This is a genomic window from Streptomyces sp. NPDC085524, assembly GCF_044541755.1.
Classification (GTDB): Bacteria; Actinomycetota; Actinomycetes; order Streptomycetales; family Streptomycetaceae; genus Streptomyces.
On the sequence record NZ_JBITTH010000007.1, the window covers coordinates 227094 to 242400 of the forward strand.

The 15307-nt window shown below is 69.2% G+C and carries 21 protein-coding genes; 18 read left to right on the forward strand and 3 right to left on the reverse strand.

Annotated features, from left to right (window positions below; translation table 11 throughout):
- Positions 1-34 precede the first annotated feature (34 nt).
- From ACIGFK_RS13345 to ACIGFK_RS13420, 16 genes are all read left to right on the forward strand, one after another.
- A complete protein-coding gene (locus ACIGFK_RS13345; RefSeq protein ID WP_400051638.1) occupies positions 35-619 on the forward strand; it encodes a phage tail protein in 585 nt (194 codons plus the stop codon).
- 90 nt (positions 620-709) lie between these two features.
- Positions 710-1042: a hypothetical protein gene (locus ACIGFK_RS13350; RefSeq protein WP_400051640.1), complete on the forward strand. Its 333-nt coding sequence runs from the start codon at positions 710-712 to the stop codon at positions 1040-1042.
- Positions 1043-1164: 122 nt separating this feature from the next.
- A complete protein-coding gene (locus ACIGFK_RS13355) occupies positions 1165-1458 on the forward strand; it encodes a hypothetical protein (RefSeq protein WP_400051642.1) in 294 nt (97 codons plus the stop codon).
- A 19-nt stretch (positions 1459-1477) separates the two neighbouring features.
- Positions 1478-5641 carry a hypothetical protein gene (locus tag ACIGFK_RS13360; protein WP_400051644.1) on the forward strand — a complete coding sequence of 1388 codons (4164 nt, stop codon included), beginning with the start codon at positions 1478-1480 and terminating at the stop codon, positions 5639-5641.
- 10 nt (positions 5642-5651) lie between these two features.
- Positions 5652-6506: a hypothetical protein gene (locus ACIGFK_RS13365; RefSeq protein WP_400051646.1), complete on the forward strand. Its 855-nt coding sequence runs from the start codon at positions 5652-5654 to the stop codon at positions 6504-6506.
- Between the two features lie 11 nt (positions 6507-6517).
- Entirely contained in the window at positions 6518-7633 is a 1116-nt protein-coding gene (locus ACIGFK_RS13370; protein ID WP_400051648.1) for a hypothetical protein, read from the forward strand.
- A gap of 105 nt (positions 7634-7738) precedes the next feature.
- Positions 7739-8716 carry a hypothetical protein gene (locus ACIGFK_RS13375; RefSeq protein ID WP_400051737.1) on the forward strand — a complete coding sequence of 326 codons (978 nt, stop codon included), beginning with the start codon at positions 7739-7741 and terminating at the stop codon, positions 8714-8716.
- The gene (locus ACIGFK_RS13380; RefSeq protein WP_400051649.1) at positions 8713-9291 is read left to right on the forward strand and encodes a hypothetical protein; all 579 of its coding nucleotides are present in this window, start codon (positions 8713-8715) and stop codon (positions 9289-9291) included. The genes ACIGFK_RS13375 and ACIGFK_RS13380 overlap by 4 nt, the downstream gene beginning before the upstream one ends.
- A gap of 154 nt (positions 9292-9445) precedes the next feature.
- Positions 9446-10126 carry a glycoside hydrolase family 25 protein gene (locus ACIGFK_RS13385; protein WP_400051651.1) on the forward strand — a complete coding sequence of 227 codons (681 nt, stop codon included), beginning with the start codon at positions 9446-9448 and terminating at the stop codon, positions 10124-10126.
- Between the two features lie 2 nt (positions 10127-10128).
- Complete coding sequence (locus ACIGFK_RS13390; RefSeq protein WP_400051653.1) at positions 10129-10860, forward strand: hypothetical protein; 732 nt, start codon at positions 10129-10131, stop codon at positions 10858-10860.
- Between the two features lie 2 nt (positions 10861-10862).
- Complete coding sequence (locus tag ACIGFK_RS13395) at positions 10863-11123, forward strand: hypothetical protein (protein WP_400051655.1); 261 nt, start codon at positions 10863-10865, stop codon at positions 11121-11123.
- A gap of 11 nt (positions 11124-11134) precedes the next feature.
- The gene (locus tag ACIGFK_RS13400; protein WP_400051656.1) at positions 11135-11518 is read left to right on the forward strand and encodes a hypothetical protein; all 384 of its coding nucleotides are present in this window, start codon (positions 11135-11137) and stop codon (positions 11516-11518) included.
- Entirely contained in the window at positions 11519-11953 is a 435-nt protein-coding gene (locus ACIGFK_RS13405; protein WP_400051658.1) for a hypothetical protein, read from the forward strand.
- Positions 11943-12296 carry a hypothetical protein gene (locus ACIGFK_RS13410; RefSeq protein ID WP_400051660.1) on the forward strand — a complete coding sequence of 118 codons (354 nt, stop codon included), beginning with the start codon at positions 11943-11945 and terminating at the stop codon, positions 12294-12296. Before ACIGFK_RS13405 ends, ACIGFK_RS13410 begins: the two co-directional genes overlap by 11 nt.
- Positions 12297-12574: 278 nt before the next feature.
- Entirely contained in the window at positions 12575-13609 is a 1035-nt protein-coding gene (locus tag ACIGFK_RS13415) for a tyrosine-type recombinase/integrase (RefSeq protein ID WP_400051662.1), read from the forward strand.
- A gap of 29 nt (positions 13610-13638) precedes the next feature.
- The gene (locus tag ACIGFK_RS13420; protein WP_400051663.1) at positions 13639-13845 is read left to right on the forward strand and encodes a hypothetical protein; all 207 of its coding nucleotides are present in this window, start codon (positions 13639-13641) and stop codon (positions 13843-13845) included.
- A gap of 149 nt (positions 13846-13994) precedes the next feature.
- On the opposite strand, the gene ACIGFK_RS13425 is transcribed toward ACIGFK_RS13420, so the two are convergent.
- Genes ACIGFK_RS13425 through ACIGFK_RS13435 form a run of 3 tightly spaced genes read right to left on the reverse strand, consistent with a single transcriptional unit; the run spans position 13995 to position 14790 of the window.
- Positions 13995-14204, reverse strand: a complete 210-nt coding sequence (locus ACIGFK_RS13425; protein WP_400051665.1) for a hypothetical protein — start codon at positions 14202-14204, stop codon at positions 13995-13997.
- Positions 14201-14428: a hypothetical protein gene (locus ACIGFK_RS13430; protein ID WP_400051667.1), complete on the reverse strand. Its 228-nt coding sequence runs from the start codon at positions 14426-14428 to the stop codon at positions 14201-14203. Before ACIGFK_RS13430 ends, ACIGFK_RS13425 begins: the two co-directional genes overlap by 4 nt.
- Before the next feature lie 23 nt (positions 14429-14451).
- The gene (locus ACIGFK_RS13435; protein ID WP_400051669.1) at positions 14452-14790 is read right to left on the reverse strand and encodes a DUF6233 domain-containing protein; all 339 of its coding nucleotides are present in this window, start codon (positions 14788-14790) and stop codon (positions 14452-14454) included.
- A 65-nt stretch (positions 14791-14855) separates the two neighbouring features.
- On the opposite strand from ACIGFK_RS13435, the gene ACIGFK_RS13440 reads away from it, so the two are divergent.
- Together ACIGFK_RS13440 and ACIGFK_RS13445 are read left to right on the forward strand one after the other, a co-directional pair.
- A complete protein-coding gene (locus tag ACIGFK_RS13440) occupies positions 14856-15170 on the forward strand; it encodes a hypothetical protein (protein ID WP_400051670.1) in 315 nt (104 codons plus the stop codon).
- 2 nt (positions 15171-15172) lie between these two features.
- Entirely contained in the window at positions 15173-15307 is a 135-nt protein-coding gene (locus tag ACIGFK_RS13445) for a hypothetical protein (RefSeq protein ID WP_400051672.1), read from the forward strand.

Sequence of the window (15307 nt, forward strand, 5' to 3'; positions counted from 1 at the left end):
CGCAGGCGGGGTCTTCGCATGTAGGAGACCCTTCATGGTCAACATCACCCGCGCCGCGGACCTCACACAGATCGGCGCCAACGGCGGCGGCTGGGTCGCGGACCTCGGCACCGCTGCGCCCGCCACCCCGCTGACCCAGCCCGCCGCGGCATGGAAGCCCCTCGGCTGCATCTCCGACGACGGCCTCGTGCAGGGATTCGACGAGGACAGCCAGGAGTTCACCCCTTGGGGCCTGACCTCCCCGATCCGCACCCAGATCACCAAGTCCCTGAGGACGTTCAAGCTGACGGCCTGGGAGACCAGTCGGACCACGGTCCAGTCGCTGCAGTACCGGATTCCGATCGGCGACCTCACCCCTGTCGGCTCCCTCACCTCCTTCGCGGAGACCGCCAGCCCGGTTCCCGACCGCCGCGCGTTCTGGTTCGCGATCTTCGACGGTGACACCGCGCGCGGGTTCTACGTCCCCGAGGGCGAGATCAGCGACCGCAGCGACGTCACGCACAAGCAGGACCAGATGGCTGGCTTCGAGTGGACCATCACCGCCTACCCGGACGCCGCCGGCAACACCGTCTACCACGCCGACATCGTTCCCGTCACGCCCGCCTACACCGGGTCCTGACCCCCTCAGCGGCGGACAGGCCGATACCTGGCGCGGTCCCGGCCTGTCCGCTTCAAGCCCCCGACCGCGCCCCCGTGAAAGGACCGCGCCATGACCGAGACCGACCCCGAAGTCACCCCTGCCGAGGCCCAGGAGATCGAGGCCTCCGGCCACTACGTCACCGCCGAGCTGTGCGGCAAGGCGCTGGAGGTAGTGCCCTCCGGTGCATGGAAGCAGAGCACCATGCGCATGCTCCGCAGCGGAGACATTGACGCGTTCATGGACCGGATCCTCAGCCCGGACTCCTACGACCTCTACCTCGACCTCGACCCGTCCAACGACGAGGTCGGCGAGTTCGTCAACGACGCCGGTGAGGCCGCCGGAGAGTCGGTGGGAAAGTCCAGTGGACCCACGGCGTCGCAGAGGCGCACGCGGAAGCGCTAGAGGCTGACCTCGCCCACTACTACCCCCGCGACGGCGACCAGCTCGCGGCCTACCACCGCGGGGAGCTGACCTCGAGGCGGCTGCGCGTCCTCATCCAGGGCCTTCCACCGGAGTCCGCCACCATGACGGCACTCCGCGCGGCCCTGCCGGACGAAGAGCTCGCCCAGCAGGCGGATGCCGGGGAGCCGGAGAAGGCGCGCTGGTCCCAGGCCGAGCTGCTCCTGGCGTCGGCGATCGATACCCTGCGCCGCGTCGAGTACGTGCTGATCTGCGCGAACACCGACAGCAAGAGCAAGAGGCCGGCTCCACCTGAACCGATTGCCAGGCCCGGCGTGACGACCCGGCGGTCCAAGCCGGTCCTCACCGAGGCCGGCGCAGGCCGGCTGTTTGAACTGATCAACGGAGGCGCGGCCTGACGCGCGGGAGGAGGCTCCTGTGGCGATCAGCGTGGGCTCGGTCGAAGTCGACGTCATCCCCAACACCCAGGGGATCTACGCACGCCTGCACGCAGGTCTCGTACCTGCCGCTGAGCAGGTCGGTGACGACATGGGGCGGGTCATCGGCCGTCGGCTGGAGGCCCGCATCGCCCCGGCGATCCGCGACGCGATCGAGGGAGGCGCCCGCGCCGCCCGGCCGTCGGCAACCAGGCAGGGCGACGAGACCGGCGGCGCATTTTCCCGCAGCCTGAAGACCAGGCTGGAGGCCGCCTTCCGCAGCCTTCCGAAGATCCGTATCGACGCGGACACCTCGGAAGCCGACTCGGATCTGCAGGCCCTCCGTGTCCGCATGGAATCCCTCGCCAACAAGAGGATCGGCATCGACATCGACGCCGGGGCGGCCCGCGCGGAAGTACGGCTGATCGAAGCAGAGCTGCGGCGCCTCGGCGCCGAACATCCGAACGTCCAGGTGCGCGCCGACACCGCGGCAGCGCGCGCCCAGCTTGCTCTCGTCCACGCCGAGATCGACGCGGTCGACGGCAAGCGGGCCCGCATAGACGTCGACACATCCGGCGCGCTCTCCGCCATCCTCCAGCTCACAGTGGCCATCGGCGGGGTCGCAGCACTGCCGGCCATCCCGATTCTCGCGGCCGGCGTCGGGGCGATCGGGTCGGCTGCCGTGGCGTCAGCTGCCGGTGTCGGTGCTCTGGCGGCTGTTGCCGCCCCGGCGTTCATCAACATCGCGGGCGCCCTGCAAGCCCAGAAGGCGGCACAGGACGCCTCCACCGCGGCCTCCGGCCGGGGTGCGCAGGCCGGAGCGCAGGCGGCATCTCGTGCTCTACAGATGGCCGGCGCACAGCAGTCCCTCGCCTCGGCCCAGCGCAACGCCGCCGCACAGATCGCGTCGGCGCATGACCAGGTTCGGCAGGCCGCCCGCGGTGTCGGCGACGCTGAACGGCAGCTCGCCGACGCCCAGAAGGCCTCGGCCAAAGCCCAGGAAGACCTGACCCAGGCGAGGAAAGAGGCTGCCCAGCAGCTCGAAGACCTCTCCACCCGATACGCGGACGCCCAGCTCTCGGTCCGGGATGCGGAGCTGTCCCTGGCCGAGGCCCAGCAGCGCCGCAGCGAAGTGGAGGGGGATCCGAAGGCAACCGCCCTGGAGAAGGAGCGCGCCGCCCTCGCGGTCGCGCAGGCCACCCAGCGTCTCAAGCAGCAGACCGTCGAAACCAAGCGCCTGGCCGAAGAACAGGCGGAGGCCGGCAAGACCGGCATCGAGGGGACCCAGGTCGTCAAGCAGGCGCAGGACCGCCTGGCCCAGTCCCAGCAGACGGTCGCCGACAGAACCCGCGGCGTCGCGGACGCGCAGGCCGCCGTCGCCAAGGCTCAGGAGAACGTCGCCCGCGTCTCGGCTCAGGCTGCCGACTCCATCGCCTCCGCTCAGCGTCAGATTGCCTCCGCGTCCGCCTCGGCGGCCGGGGGCGTGGATCAGGCTGCCCTCGCGCAGGCCAACTATCAGGCCGCCCTGGACAAGCTGACTCCCAGCGCCCGCGGAACGTTCGATGCCTTCCAGTCCCTGCGCACTGCGTTCAAGGGCTGGTCTGAGTCGCTGCAGCCTGCGGTCATGCCCATCTTCACGCGGGCTCTGGACGGCATCCGCAACAGCCTGCCCGGCCTGACGCCGTTCGTTCTGGCCGCCGCCGAGGCGATCGGCATTCTGCAGGACAAGGTGTCGGCCGGCTTCAAGTCGCCCTGGTGGAAGTCCTTCCGCGACGACCTCGCAGCATCAGTACTGCCGGCCACGGTCGGCCTCGGGGTCGCCCTCGGCAACGTTTTCAAGACGCTCGCCGGCATCGTGGACGCGTTCCTGCCGCACATGGACTCCATCTCAGAGCGGATGCAGCAGATCACCGGCCGCTGGGCCCGGTGGGCTACCGGTCTCAAGGGGTCAGACAAGTTCGAAGGGTTCCTGTCCTACGCGTCCACAATGGGCCCCGTCGTCGCCCAGGCGATCGGCGATATAGCCGGGGCATTTCTGGCGGTCGGTAAGGCCCTGCAGCCGATCTCAGGGCCGCTCCTGAACGTTCTGGGCGCCCTGTTCTCGGGGATCACGTGGATCGCGACGGAGTTCCCCGGCGCCATCCAGTTGCTGTACGGCATCTTCATCGCCACCCGGCTATGGGCGATCGGGATTCTGCTGGTGCAGGGCGCCATGTGGCTGGCCAATGCGGCCGTGGCCGCCTTCAACTTCGTGATGGCCGCTGGCCCCTGGGGCTGGATCATCATCGCCATCGTGGCTGTGGTTGCCGCGGTCGTGTTCATGTACAACCGTTTCGACTGGTTCCGGAACTTCATCGACGGGGTCTGGCAGGCGATCAAGACGGGCGCCGTATGGCTGTGGGAGAACGTGCTCAAGCCAGTGTTCTCTGCGATCTGGACTGCTCTGCAGTTCCTCGGCTCCGTGGCGATGTGGCTGTGGACCAACGCCATCAAGCCGGCCTTCGAGGGGATCTGGCTGGCGGCCCGCGTCCTGTTCGCCATCCTGGTCACGGTCGTGATCGTCCCGCTCGTCCTGGCCTTCAAGGGCCTCGCCGCAATCGTGACGTGGCTGTGGGAAAACATCTTCGCGCCCGCCTTCCGCGGGATAGCCGACGTCGCGATCTGGCTCTGGCAGAACGTGCTCAGCCCGATCTTCAGCTACATCGGCGACAAGGCGGTCGGCCTGTGGCGCGACTACATCAGCCCGGCCTGGGACTCCACGAAGCGGGGGACACGCTCACTGGGCGACGGGTTCCGGGAGCTGTGGACCAGCTACATCAAGCCCGTCTTCGAGTACATCGGAGACAAGGCGGCCTGGCTGTACGACAACGCGATCCGGCCTGCATTCGACAAGATGAAAACTGCTGTCGGCCTCGTGAAGGACGCCTTCAACCTGGCCAAGGACGGCATCAAGACCGCCTGGGATCAGCTCGTCGACATCACGCGCAAGCCCGTCCAGTTCGTCGTCGACACCGTCTACAACGGCGGCATCGTGCCCGTGTGGAACAAGGTCGCGAAGATCGCCGGACTCAGTCAGCTCGAGCCCTACAAGTTCGCCTCGGGCGGCAGCGTGTTCGGCGCTGGTACCGCGACCTCGGATTCCATCCCCGCGCTGCTCTCCAATGGTGAGCACGTGTGGACGGCGCGCGAGGTGCAGGCGGCCGGCGGCCACTCGGTCGTCGAGTCCCTCCGGTCGCGCGCGCTGCAGAGCGGATCCACCTTCGCGACCGGTGGCGCCGTAGGGATCCCTCGCTTCGCAGACGGCGGCATCGTTGACTGGCTGTCCGGCAAGGCGCAGCAGATCGGCAGCGCCGTCATGAGCGCCTTCGACGTCGTGTCCAATCCTGGCAAGGCATGGGATACCGCTACGCAGGGCCTTCGGGACAAGATCAGCGAGAAGCTGACCGGCAACCAGTGGGCGCAGGCCCTCAGCCAGCTTCCGCTGCGCATGCTGAAGGGCCTGAAAGACAAGGTCATCAGCGGCGTCGAGAGCCTCATTGGGGGCGGCAACGCCTCCGGGTCCGTGGCCGCAGCCATGGGCTTCGCCCGCTCGCAAGCCGGCAAGCCCTACCAGTGGGGCGGCGCCGGCGACCCCAGCTGGGACTGCAGCGGCTTCATGTCGGGGATCCAGAAGGTCATCCTCGGCCAGTCCCCGCTCGGACGCCTCTGGAGCACATTCTCCTTCCAGGGCGACACCGCCCCGGCTGGCTGGCGACGCGGTCTGCGCTCGCCCTTCATGATCGGCATCACCAACGCTGGCGTCGGTCACACCGCGGGCACCCTTGCCGGCATGAACGTCGAGTCGAGGGGAGGTGCCGGAGTCGTCGTCGGTAGTCGCGCCCGCGGCTACAACGACAGCCTCTTCACAGACTGGTACGGCTTCGCTCCCGCACTCGGAAAGTTCGACTCCGGCGGCTACCTCCAGCCAGGCATGAACCTCGCCTACAACGGCACCGGTCGGCCCGAGCCCGTCTTGACGACGGCCCAGTGGAACACCCTCGCCGCCTCAGGATCCCGGCAACCGGCCGCCGATCAGAGGTCGTACCAGATCACGCTGCAAGGGTCGCACCTCACCAAGGCCGAGCAAGCCGCAGAGCTCGTGCGGCAGATGGCCTTCACCACATAGGAGGTGCACCTTGGTCACTCAAATCGGCGCCATCCCCGTGACCCTCGGATCGCTGCCTCTCAGCGTGGTGGATGACGCCGGAGTCACCTGGCTCAACACCGACCTGAAGGGCTGGAGCTCACCCGGAGTCCGGGCCGAGCTCCAGCTCCGACAGGCGGACCATGGGGCATGGGCCTCCCCCGTCTACCTTGAGCCCCGGCCCATCACCATCACCGGCGCGATCATGGCGCCCTCGACAGCCGCACGTGATGCCGCTGTCGAGCAGCTGATCGCCGCTGTCGCCCTCACCGACACCCTGCTCGTCGTCCAGGAGACCATCCCCAAGCAGGTCACGGTGCGCCGGTCGGGGGATCTCCTGGTCAGCAAGGTCGGCCCATACGGCGCCGAGTACAGCCTGCTCGTCACGGCAGCCGATCCGCGCCGCTACTCCACGACACTCCAGTCCCGATCGGCAGCACTGCCCTCCGTGACCGGCGGTCTGACCCTGCCGATCACGATGCCGCTCACCATCACCGCGACCACCGCCTCCGGTTCCATCACCCTCGTCAACGAGGGCTCGATCGCTACCCGGCCAACGCTCACCGTGACAGGCCCGACGGTCGGCGGGTTCACGATCGTCGCCACACGCCCGGACGGCGTGACCACCCAGCAGACCTACAGCGACACCCTCAACACCGGCGACAGCCTGGTCCTCGACGCCTCATCGCGGCAGGTCACCCTCAACGGCCAGGTGAGCCGACGGCTGTATATGTCCGGGACATGGCCTGAGATCCCGACACAGTCCCAGATCACCTTCAGCTGGACCTGCCCCAACTACGACGCCGGCGCGCTGCTGACCGGCACCGCCCGCTCGGCCTGGATGTAAGGAGAGCCCCTGTGGTTGCAACCGATCCCCTCTGGCTCCCGTCGCTCTCCTACGACGAGACCGAGCTCCGCAAGATGGACTCTGCGCTCGTCATGGCCGACGGCACGGCCCTCGGCTCCCGGCCCGGCATCCGCCCCGGAGACCCCGGCCTTGCGGTCTCTCTCGCCGGTACCACGGTCAACGTGACCGCGGGCGCTGCGGTGCTGTACCGGTCCGGCCAGGGCGTCTACCGGGCCCAGCTGGCCGCAACAAGCCCCGGCACCCTCACCGCGGCGAACGCGACTTTCGCCAGGATCGACCTGGTCTATCTGCGGGTGTGGGACACAGCCATCGACTCCAGCGGCCTCCGCAAGGCGGACACGGTCCTACTGACGGGCACACCGTCCGGCAGCCCGGCCATCCCCACGCCGGGCGCCACCGAAATCTACATCCCCCTCGCCACGATCAACGTCCCGAACACCGGCGGCGGCGGGACCGGCGCGGCCACCGTCTCCTCGGCAATCCGGCAAGTCACCGTTGCCCCCGGCGGCGTCCTGCCCGTCCTGTCCACTGCTGCCCCCAGCACCGCCGGCCCGGGGACGATCCTCTACTACACCGACACCGGCGCGTACTGGTACTTCCAGGCTGACGGCACCACGAAGGCCCTGCTCGTCGACAGCCCCGGCGGTACAACGCTGGGCAAGACCATCGAGGCACTGAAGACCGGCGCCACGCAGACAGTCACCAGCAGCACCACACTGGTCAACGCAACGCAGCTGGTGCTGCCACTGGCTGCGAACGCCACCTACGCACTGTCTGGACTGGTCATCTACGACGGCGCCTTCGGCTCCGGCGACATCAAGGTGGACTGGTCGCTGCCCGCCTCGGCGACCATGCTGTGGACAGCGAACGGCATGGGCACCGCCGCCAACGGCCTGTACACCGCAAACACCGTGCCCGCCGGCACAACGATCGCGCTCGGCACCTACGGTGCGGGCCCGCCCTACACGTCGTTGTCCATCGAGGGCACGATCGTCACCGCAGGTACGGCAGGGAACGCGCAGTTCAGGTTCGCGCAGAACTCTTCCAACGCTGTCCCGACGTCGGTCTATGCGAAGTCCCGCCTGTCCGCACGCAGGATCGCGTGACGGATGAGCGCCGTCGTCTACACCTACCTCGCGTGTGACCTGCGGACCGGCCGCATCGCCGAGGAACTGCCATCACTCACGCCGTCCGGTGCACTGTCCCGACGGATGGGCGGTGTGGCAAACGCAAGCTTCAGCCTCGCCCTGGACGGGGCGCCGGACGAGTGGGAGGCGGCCACCGACCCGGCCCGTACCCTCATCGTCGCCGTTGACAGCGCGACGGGCCTGCCGGTCTGGTCGGGGATCCCGCTGCCCCGCGCCGGCGGCAGCTCCACCAGCATCACGCTGACTACGGCCACGCCGGAGGGCTACCTCGATCGGCGCTACGCCGCCTACACCGGGTCAGGCGTTGACCTGGCCACCGCCATGGAAGGCGTGTGCGCGCCCCTGCTGGTCGATGGGCCCCCGTTCGTCTTCGACACCACGGCGACCGGCGTCACCGTCGACTACGCCGTCCTCGACGAGGAAGACAAGTCGGTCCTGTCCTGCCTGCAGGAGCTCGACGCCCTGTCTGACATCGGCGAATGGACCGTGGACACCGTCTGGGCGGACGCCGCACAGACCCGCGTGCAGCTGATGCTGCGCATCAAGCCCACCATCGGCATCCAGGCGTCCACTCCGGAGGCCACCTTCGAGATGCCGGGTGCGATCAGCGAGTACACGCTCACCGAGTCCTACGAACGCGGCAAGGGCGCCACCGCCGTCATCGCCCGCGGCGAAGGCCAGGGCGCCGACAGGGTCACGTCATCCGAGCATGTCGCCACCGCGCAGATCGCCAGCGGCTGGTGCCGGTGGGAGCACCGCTACCAGCCGGCGCAGGGCATCACCGACGTCGACCAGCTCGAGGCCCACGCGGCGCAGGCGCTGGCCCTGCTGCAGCGAGGATCCCGGGCGTGGACCCTGCAGGCCGTGGCGTCGGCCGCCCCGCGGCTCGGCTCCGCCTGGGGGCTCGGCGACAGCGTCTCCCTGGTCATCGAGCGCTCACCTCGCCACCCGGCCGGCATCAGCACCGTCGCCAGGGTCTTCGGCTGGGACATCGAGCCGGGCGCCGACAAGGTCACGCCGATCCTGCTGGAGGACGAATGAGCCTGCGCCTCGACCAGCTGCCCGGCGGCGCCTCCGACCTGGCCCGCCGGATCGCCCGCGTCGAACGGACCCTGCGCGAGCGGGCGGCGCAGCTGTCGTCGATCGTCCGCCGTACCGACAGCAGCATCGCCATGCGGATCGACGCCACCTGGCAGCTCCTCGACAAAGACGGCGAGACGCTCGTGGCCGAGGACGCGGCGGGCGGCCTGGCCGTTCCGTACATCCCGATCACGTTCACGACGGCCCGCTACACCGACTGGCCGGCATCAACGAGCGCGACGTTCGAGGACATCCACCGGGCGACGATTAAGCGCCTGCAGCCCTACGGCTACGTCAGCATCGGGCACACCGCTGATGCTGCCGCCACCACCGGCGAGATCCAGGTGTACGCCAATGGCGCGCAGATGGGCGACACCATCGCCGTCACGTTCTCCCAGGCCGCCACCACAGTCGGGCCTTTCGCAATGCCCGGCGCCTATAAGGGCCAGGTCGACCTCACCGTCCGTGCCCGCAGGACCGGCGGCGCGGGCGCGATCCGCTGCACCGTCCTCGCCGCATCCGGCATCGAGTCCTAGGAGCCGACGTGGCCACACCTCCCATCCCGCGGACACCCCCGCCACCTCCGCCGCCAGGGACGCCTCCGGGACGCGCCGACGTCGTCCTGCCCGAACCCCTCTCCGAGCAGCTCGACGAGGGCGCAGAGGGCGAACAGACGGAAGGAGAGAGCTGATGGGCATCACCGGACAGGACTGGGCCTCGTACCAGCCCAGTACGCCGAGCACCGCCGGTCTCTCCTTCGCCTTCGTCAAGATCACAGAAGGCCTCTCGTACACCAGCCCCAAGTGGACCGTCCAGCGAAACCACGCAAAGGCCCACGGCCTGGTGTGGGGCGGCTACCACTACCCCCACATGGCCAACGACCCGCACACCGAGGCCGACTACTTCCTCGAGCAAGTCGCCTGGCAGCCCGGGGACCTGATCGTCCTCGACTGGGAGGGCTACGACGCCGCGAACAGCCGCGTCAGCAAGGCACGGCAGCTCGCCTACAAGGAATCGTGGCTCCGCTACGTCAAGGCCCGAATGCCGCACAACCCAGTCGGCATGTACTGCAACACGGACTACTGGCGGAACGTCGACACCACGGACTACTACGGCGACTTCCTCTGGATCGCCACCACAGGCCGCAAGGCCGGCGATCCCGGCATCAAGGCGCCGTGGCTCTTCCACCAGTACACCGACAGCCCCATCGACACGGACTACTGCCACCTGAGCAGCGTCGATGAGCTGCGGGCCTGGGCAATGTCCTTCGCGGCGCAGCCGAAGCCTTCCTCCAAGCCTCCGTCCGGCCCCGCCCCCGTGCCGCCGGCCGGGCGCCGTCGGCCGGGCATCTTCCGCATGATCGGAGCCTGATCATGTCCACCGGTTCCCAGTTCTACCCCGGGGCCTCGACCGCCTATCGGTACGACGGCACTTACAAGGGCCTGATGCAGGAGATCAACTGCTGCGTCACCCACACCACAGAAGGCACGTCGCTGCCCGGCTACAGCGGCGGCGCAGAGGCTCCGAACAGCACGCTGCTGCCGGACATCCCGAACCGCCGTCTGAGGGTGTACGCGCACTTCCCAGCCGACATGTCCGCCCGCGCCCTCGTCGACAACCCGAACACCGACGTGCGGACCAACCGCAACAACTGCCACCAGGTGGAGCTCGTCGGATCCTGCGACCCGCGCCGCCGGGTCTCGTGGAACACGCTGCGCGCCGGCGTCGACTACATCTACTGGCCGGAGGCCCCCGACTGGGCGCTGCGCGAGTACGCGCGCTACATCGCCTGGCTCTACACAGAGCACGGCGTCCCGCTCCGTTCGACGCCCCGACCATGGCTGCCCTACCCGGACAGCTACGGCAACAGCGCTGCCCGCATGACGCTCGCCGAGTGGGCCGACTTCCGCGGCCACTGCGGCCACATGCACGTCCCCGACGGCAACGACCACGGCGACCCGGGCGCCACGCGCATGGACCTGGTCATCAGGCACGCCCTCGAGCTGGTATCCGGCAAGCCGTCCGTCCCTGCCGAGCCCACCCCCACCCCCATTCCCGCGCCCCGGTACCGCCGGCCGCGCATCTACCGAGCGATCGGAGCCTGACCATGAGCACCCCCGCACCCAAGGTCCCGCGCCCGGCTGGCGTCCTCCTCGCCAAGTCGGCAGGCGGCGGACGCGCATCCTCTTCCGGCGCTGACGACAACACCGTCTTCGCGATCTTCCCGAACGGCGTCATCCGCCGTGCCACCAAGGCCGAACTCGCCTGCTGGGACAACGCGGCCATCGACCGCGTCATCCCCCTCGGCCGCGCCGACGACCCCGAGTGGCTCGACCTCGTCGCCTACGACAACGCCCTCCGGGCCTGAAAGGAACCCTGATGAAGATTTTCGGCAGGGAGCCCGCGCTGCTCCTGGGATTCGCCGCAGCCGCCCTCAAGCTGGCTGCCGCCTTCGGCCTCCACGTCAGCGACGCCCAGCAGGCCCTCATCAACGCTGTACTCGCCTCCGCCGTCGGCGTGTGGCTGGCCATCGTTGCGAAGGACGGGGCGCTCGGCGCCGCCATCACGCAGCTGGCCCAGGCGTTCATGGCGCTCTTCATCGGGTTCGGTCTCGACTGGACCGCTGCCAAGCAGGCCACCGTGATGGCGACGCTCGCCGCCGCGCTCGCCCTGTGGGAGCGGACGCAGATCACCGCACCCGTCGCGGTGACCGCCCTCGAGCAGACCAGTCCCTACAGTCCCTCCGCACCCCGGGGCGTGTAGGTGATACGCCGTGCGGCCCGGCGGCTGCGTCGCAGACTGGGCCGCCGCGGCGCGATCCTCACCTCCTACGGACTCGTCTGGCTGCTGTACGGCTACGCCCAGCTCGTCACCCCGCAGCCCGACCAGCGGGGTCTCGCCCTGCTGCTGCGGCTCATGCCGCTCGACGCGTGGGCATGGGGCTGGATCGTCGCCGGCACAGTCGCTTTGGTGTACGCATGGGCTCCGCCGGGCCAAGATGCCGCCGCCTTCCTCGCCTTGGTGCTGATCGTCGTGCCATGGACAGCCACCTACCTGGTGGCCTGGCTATCGGGGGGCTACCCCCGGGGCTGGGTGGCGGCAGCGGTATGGACGGTCATCACCGTCCCCGTCCTGGTGGTTGCGGGATGGCCCGAGCCGTCCCGCCGTAAGAGAGCGGAACCCCCGTATGAATGCTGAGACGTGGGCATCGATAGGAGTGTCGGCCGTTACCGGCATGAGCGGGGTGTGGGCCGTGCGGGCCGCACGCCGCACGCCCCGGCAGGAACGCCGCGATGACTTCACGGCCATAAGCGAGCAGCAGGGCAAGGCCATCGAGCGTCTCGAGCAGCGCATCAAGGCTCGCGAGTCGGAGGCCGAGTCGCAGCGGGAGCGTCTCGCGGAGTGCGATGAGGCCACGGCGTGGCTCCTCGTCCGGGTTCGTGACCTCGTCGCGTACATCCGTAAGTCCGGCGGGGAGCCGCCGGCGCCACGCCCCATGTCCCCCCGCGCGGCTCGCGTTCTCGAGCGCAGCGACGTGTGAGAACTGGAGTGCGAGCAGCCCCCACGCTTCGGCGTGGGGGTGTTTTGCTGTGTCCGGCCCCACTGGGTCGCGATAACCCCCACATAGCCATCGCGGCGAACGCCTGACGCGGCCCAACCTACTAGTGAATAATGACAGTTATCCACCACTAGAGAGGGAGTCGTCATGGAGACGCGTGAGCGCGCCTACTGGACGTGCGGCGCATGCGGTACGGAGAACCAGCCCGAGGACGAACACTGCGGCGCGTGCGACGAATGGCGCACCGACCAGGAGGAGGAGTGACCGACTCGGCCGCCCTCGTCCCGCGCCAGTCGTCCGAGGTCTCCACCCACCGGCACGACCCCCGCGACGACTGGCCCGCCGAAGCCCGCGCCCTCCGCGACCACCTCGCCGCCCTCTACGACGAGCCACTGCCCACCGTCGCCGGAGCCTGGCTCGCCCGCCAGAAGTCCCGCCACACCCGACTCGCCTACAGCCGGAACTTCAAGCGGTGGGAGGAGTACGCCCGCGCCGCCGGGATTCACCCGCTCCAAGCCCGGCTTCCGCTCGCCGACGCCTACGCCAACCACCTCGCCCAGCTTCCCGGCCGCAAGCCGGGCACCACCATGTCGGCCTCCGGCGTCGCCCAGGCCCTCGCCGCAGCCGGCTCCTTCTACACCTACGCCGTCCGCGTCGAGGCCGCCGCCGCTGACCCGTTCGCCAGCGTCGACCGGCCCTACATCGACCCCGACTACTCACCCACCGAAGGCATGCTGCCCGCCGAGACCGAACGGCTCATCGCCACAGCCAAGGCCTGGGCACCCCGCTCCTACGCCCTCGTCGCCCTCCTCTACCTCCTCGGCCCCCGCATCGACGAGGTACTGTCCCTCGACGCCGACCAACTCGGCTACGACCGCGGCCACCACACCCTGCCGCTCCGCCTCAAAGGCGGGAAGCGCAAGCGGGTCCCGCTCCCTCCGCTCGCCTACGACGCCCTCGTCACCTACCTCGGCGACCGCCGCGACGGCCCCCTCTTCCAGACCGAGACCGGCGCCCGCTGGACACAGCCGCAGGTGTGGACCCACCTCCGCGTCCTCGCCAAGCACGCCAGCATCCCGCAATCGACCAGCATCAAGCCCCACATGCTCCGGCACGCCTTCATCACCGACAGCCTCGACGCCAAACTCCCGCTCCAAGACGTCCAGGACGCCGTCGGCCACAGCGACAGCCGTACCACCCAGCGGTACAACCGGCGTCGCCGGCAGCTCGACAACCACCCCGCCTACACCCTCGCCGCCGGACTGGCCGAACGGCTTCAGCCCGGTAGCGAGTAGTCAGTCGTTATGCGTTACAGGGAGGGTCCATGAAGGTAGTGATCGGCGACGGGTGGGAGCTTGAGCTGACGGCGCCTCCCCGCGTCGGCGAGATCATCGCCAGCGGTACGGAGGTCCACCGCGTTGCTGAAGTCGTCTGGCTCATGCCGGACGCCACAGGAGATGAGGTTCGCGTTCACGTTCGACTGGAGGGAAGCGTTGGCCCGCCCCGTGCCACACTGACCTCGAGCCCCTGATGCGGGCAGGCGTGCCAGGCGCTGGATCGGCGTCTGCGCGGGGCGGGCAGCGCGAACCCGTGCGCCCGGGAGGGACGTGAAGTCCCGGCCCGCCACCATCGTCGAGGAGCCCTCACCTTCGGGTGGGGGCTTCTTCGGTTGCCGCGCGCCTACTCGGCGGGCAGCCGCATCCCGATCCGGGCCTGGATCTCGCCCGCCGCTCGCCGCAGGTTCTCGTCGGCGCCGTCGGCGAGCTGGCCGAGGAGCGCGATGAGCGCGCCGGCCTCGCCGCGGGTGAGAAGCGGGAGCCGCTCGCCGGGCTGGGTCATCAGGTCGTCGAAGTCCATGCCCAGGTAACTGCGGGGCGCTGCGGGCGTCACGCCTGCCTGGGGCCGTCGGGTGCGGGCCAGGTGCCGGGGCCGCCGCCCCTCCATTCGATCATCGGCGATGCCGCGATCTGCTCCGTCTCCCAGTCGAGGCCAGCCCGCCTCAAGAACTCCTTGATGTCTTGAAGCGAGTAGGCCAGCCCGAGGATCTCCGAGTCGACGTGCACGCGACGGCCGCCGGAGGAGTCTGGGGCATGCACCACGATGATCTGGCTCATACGTCCAGCCTGCGGCGGGCCTGTCAGTCCAGCACGCCGAGCTCAGCGTCCGGCCGGCAGTAGGGGCAGGCCTCGAGCCGGTCGACGCCGAGGAGCCGCAGCGCGTCGGTGCGGGTGACGGGCCGGGAGCGGAAGCCCTTGCCGCCCATGGTGCAGCCGCCGACGTGGACCTTGGTGGGGTGCTTGCTGAGGTCCAGCTCGAGCTCCCATTCCGGCGGCGGGGCGGGCGGCAGGCGCGCGGACAGCTCGGCCTGCCGCTTCTCCTCTGCCGCGATCCAGCCGCGGGTCCGCTCGAGGTCGCCGACCTGCACCCGCTCGAGGAAGCGGAGGAGATCGAGACGGGACGGCGAGCTATCGGACACAAGTTCGATTCTACTCACACCATCCAAGGTCTTGACTTGAAGTCTTGAGTTGCTAGCTTGAATGCATGACAAGAAGTGAGCGTGAGCGCCTCATCCCCACCGGCTTCTGCTGGTGCTGCGGCAAGGAAATCGGCCTCGGTAAGTTCTTCGCCCAAGGCCACGACAAGGCAGCTGAAGCCGCCTACATGGCTGTGCACCATGAGGGATCCGTCGCACGGCTGCTCGCCGACACCGGCTTCGGCCCCGGAGCCGACGAGACCATCCAGGAGGCCGCCCTCGACCGCGGAGGCTGGCAACTCTGCCCTCGGGGATGCGGGTACGCCGGAGCCCCGGCCAGCGTCGCCAACCACGTCCGGAAGTACCACACCAAGGAGAACTGACCATGAAGACCTACACGCTCACCATGACCATCGAGGCTGACGACGACGTCCCCCCGGCCCAGATCCGCGAGGAACTCTATGACGCGTGCGGCGACGTGCCGTTCGGCTTCGAGATCACGGCCATCGAGGAGAACTGA

Coding starts and splice junctions, on each gene's coding strand:
- ACIGFK_RS13440 (WP_400051670.1), top strand. CDS start 14,856: ATGACAAGAAGTGAGCGTGAGCGCCTCATCCCCACCGGCTTCTGCTGG.
- ACIGFK_RS13350 (WP_400051640.1), top strand. CDS start 710: ATGACCGAGACCGACCCCGAAGTCACCCCTGCCGAGGCCCAGGAGATC.
- ACIGFK_RS13410 (WP_400051660.1), top strand. CDS start 11,943: ATGAATGCTGAGACGTGGGCATCGATAGGAGTGTCGGCCGTTACCGGC.
- ACIGFK_RS13385 (WP_400051651.1), top strand. CDS start 9,446: ATGGGCATCACCGGACAGGACTGGGCCTCGTACCAGCCCAGTACGCCG.
- ACIGFK_RS13345 (WP_400051638.1), top strand. CDS start 35: ATGGTCAACATCACCCGCGCCGCGGACCTCACACAGATCGGCGCCAAC.
- ACIGFK_RS13355 (WP_400051642.1), top strand. CDS start 1,165: ATGACGGCACTCCGCGCGGCCCTGCCGGACGAAGAGCTCGCCCAGCAG.
- ACIGFK_RS13380 (WP_400051649.1), top strand. CDS start 8,713: ATGAGCCTGCGCCTCGACCAGCTGCCCGGCGGCGCCTCCGACCTGGCC.
- ACIGFK_RS13390 (WP_400051653.1), top strand. CDS start 10,129: ATGTCCACCGGTTCCCAGTTCTACCCCGGGGCCTCGACCGCCTATCGG.
- ACIGFK_RS13395 (WP_400051655.1), top strand. CDS start 10,863: ATGAGCACCCCCGCACCCAAGGTCCCGCGCCCGGCTGGCGTCCTCCTC.
- ACIGFK_RS13400 (WP_400051656.1), top strand. CDS start 11,135: ATGAAGATTTTCGGCAGGGAGCCCGCGCTGCTCCTGGGATTCGCCGCA.
- ACIGFK_RS13375 (WP_400051737.1), top strand. CDS start 7,739: ATGGGCGGTGTGGCAAACGCAAGCTTCAGCCTCGCCCTGGACGGGGCG.
- ACIGFK_RS13430 (WP_400051667.1), bottom strand. CDS start 14,428: ATGAGCCAGATCATCGTGGTGCATGCCCCAGACTCCTCCGGCGGCCGT.
- ACIGFK_RS13420 (WP_400051663.1), top strand. CDS start 13,639: ATGAAGGTAGTGATCGGCGACGGGTGGGAGCTTGAGCTGACGGCGCCT.
- ACIGFK_RS13445 (WP_400051672.1), top strand. CDS start 15,173: ATGAAGACCTACACGCTCACCATGACCATCGAGGCTGACGACGACGTC.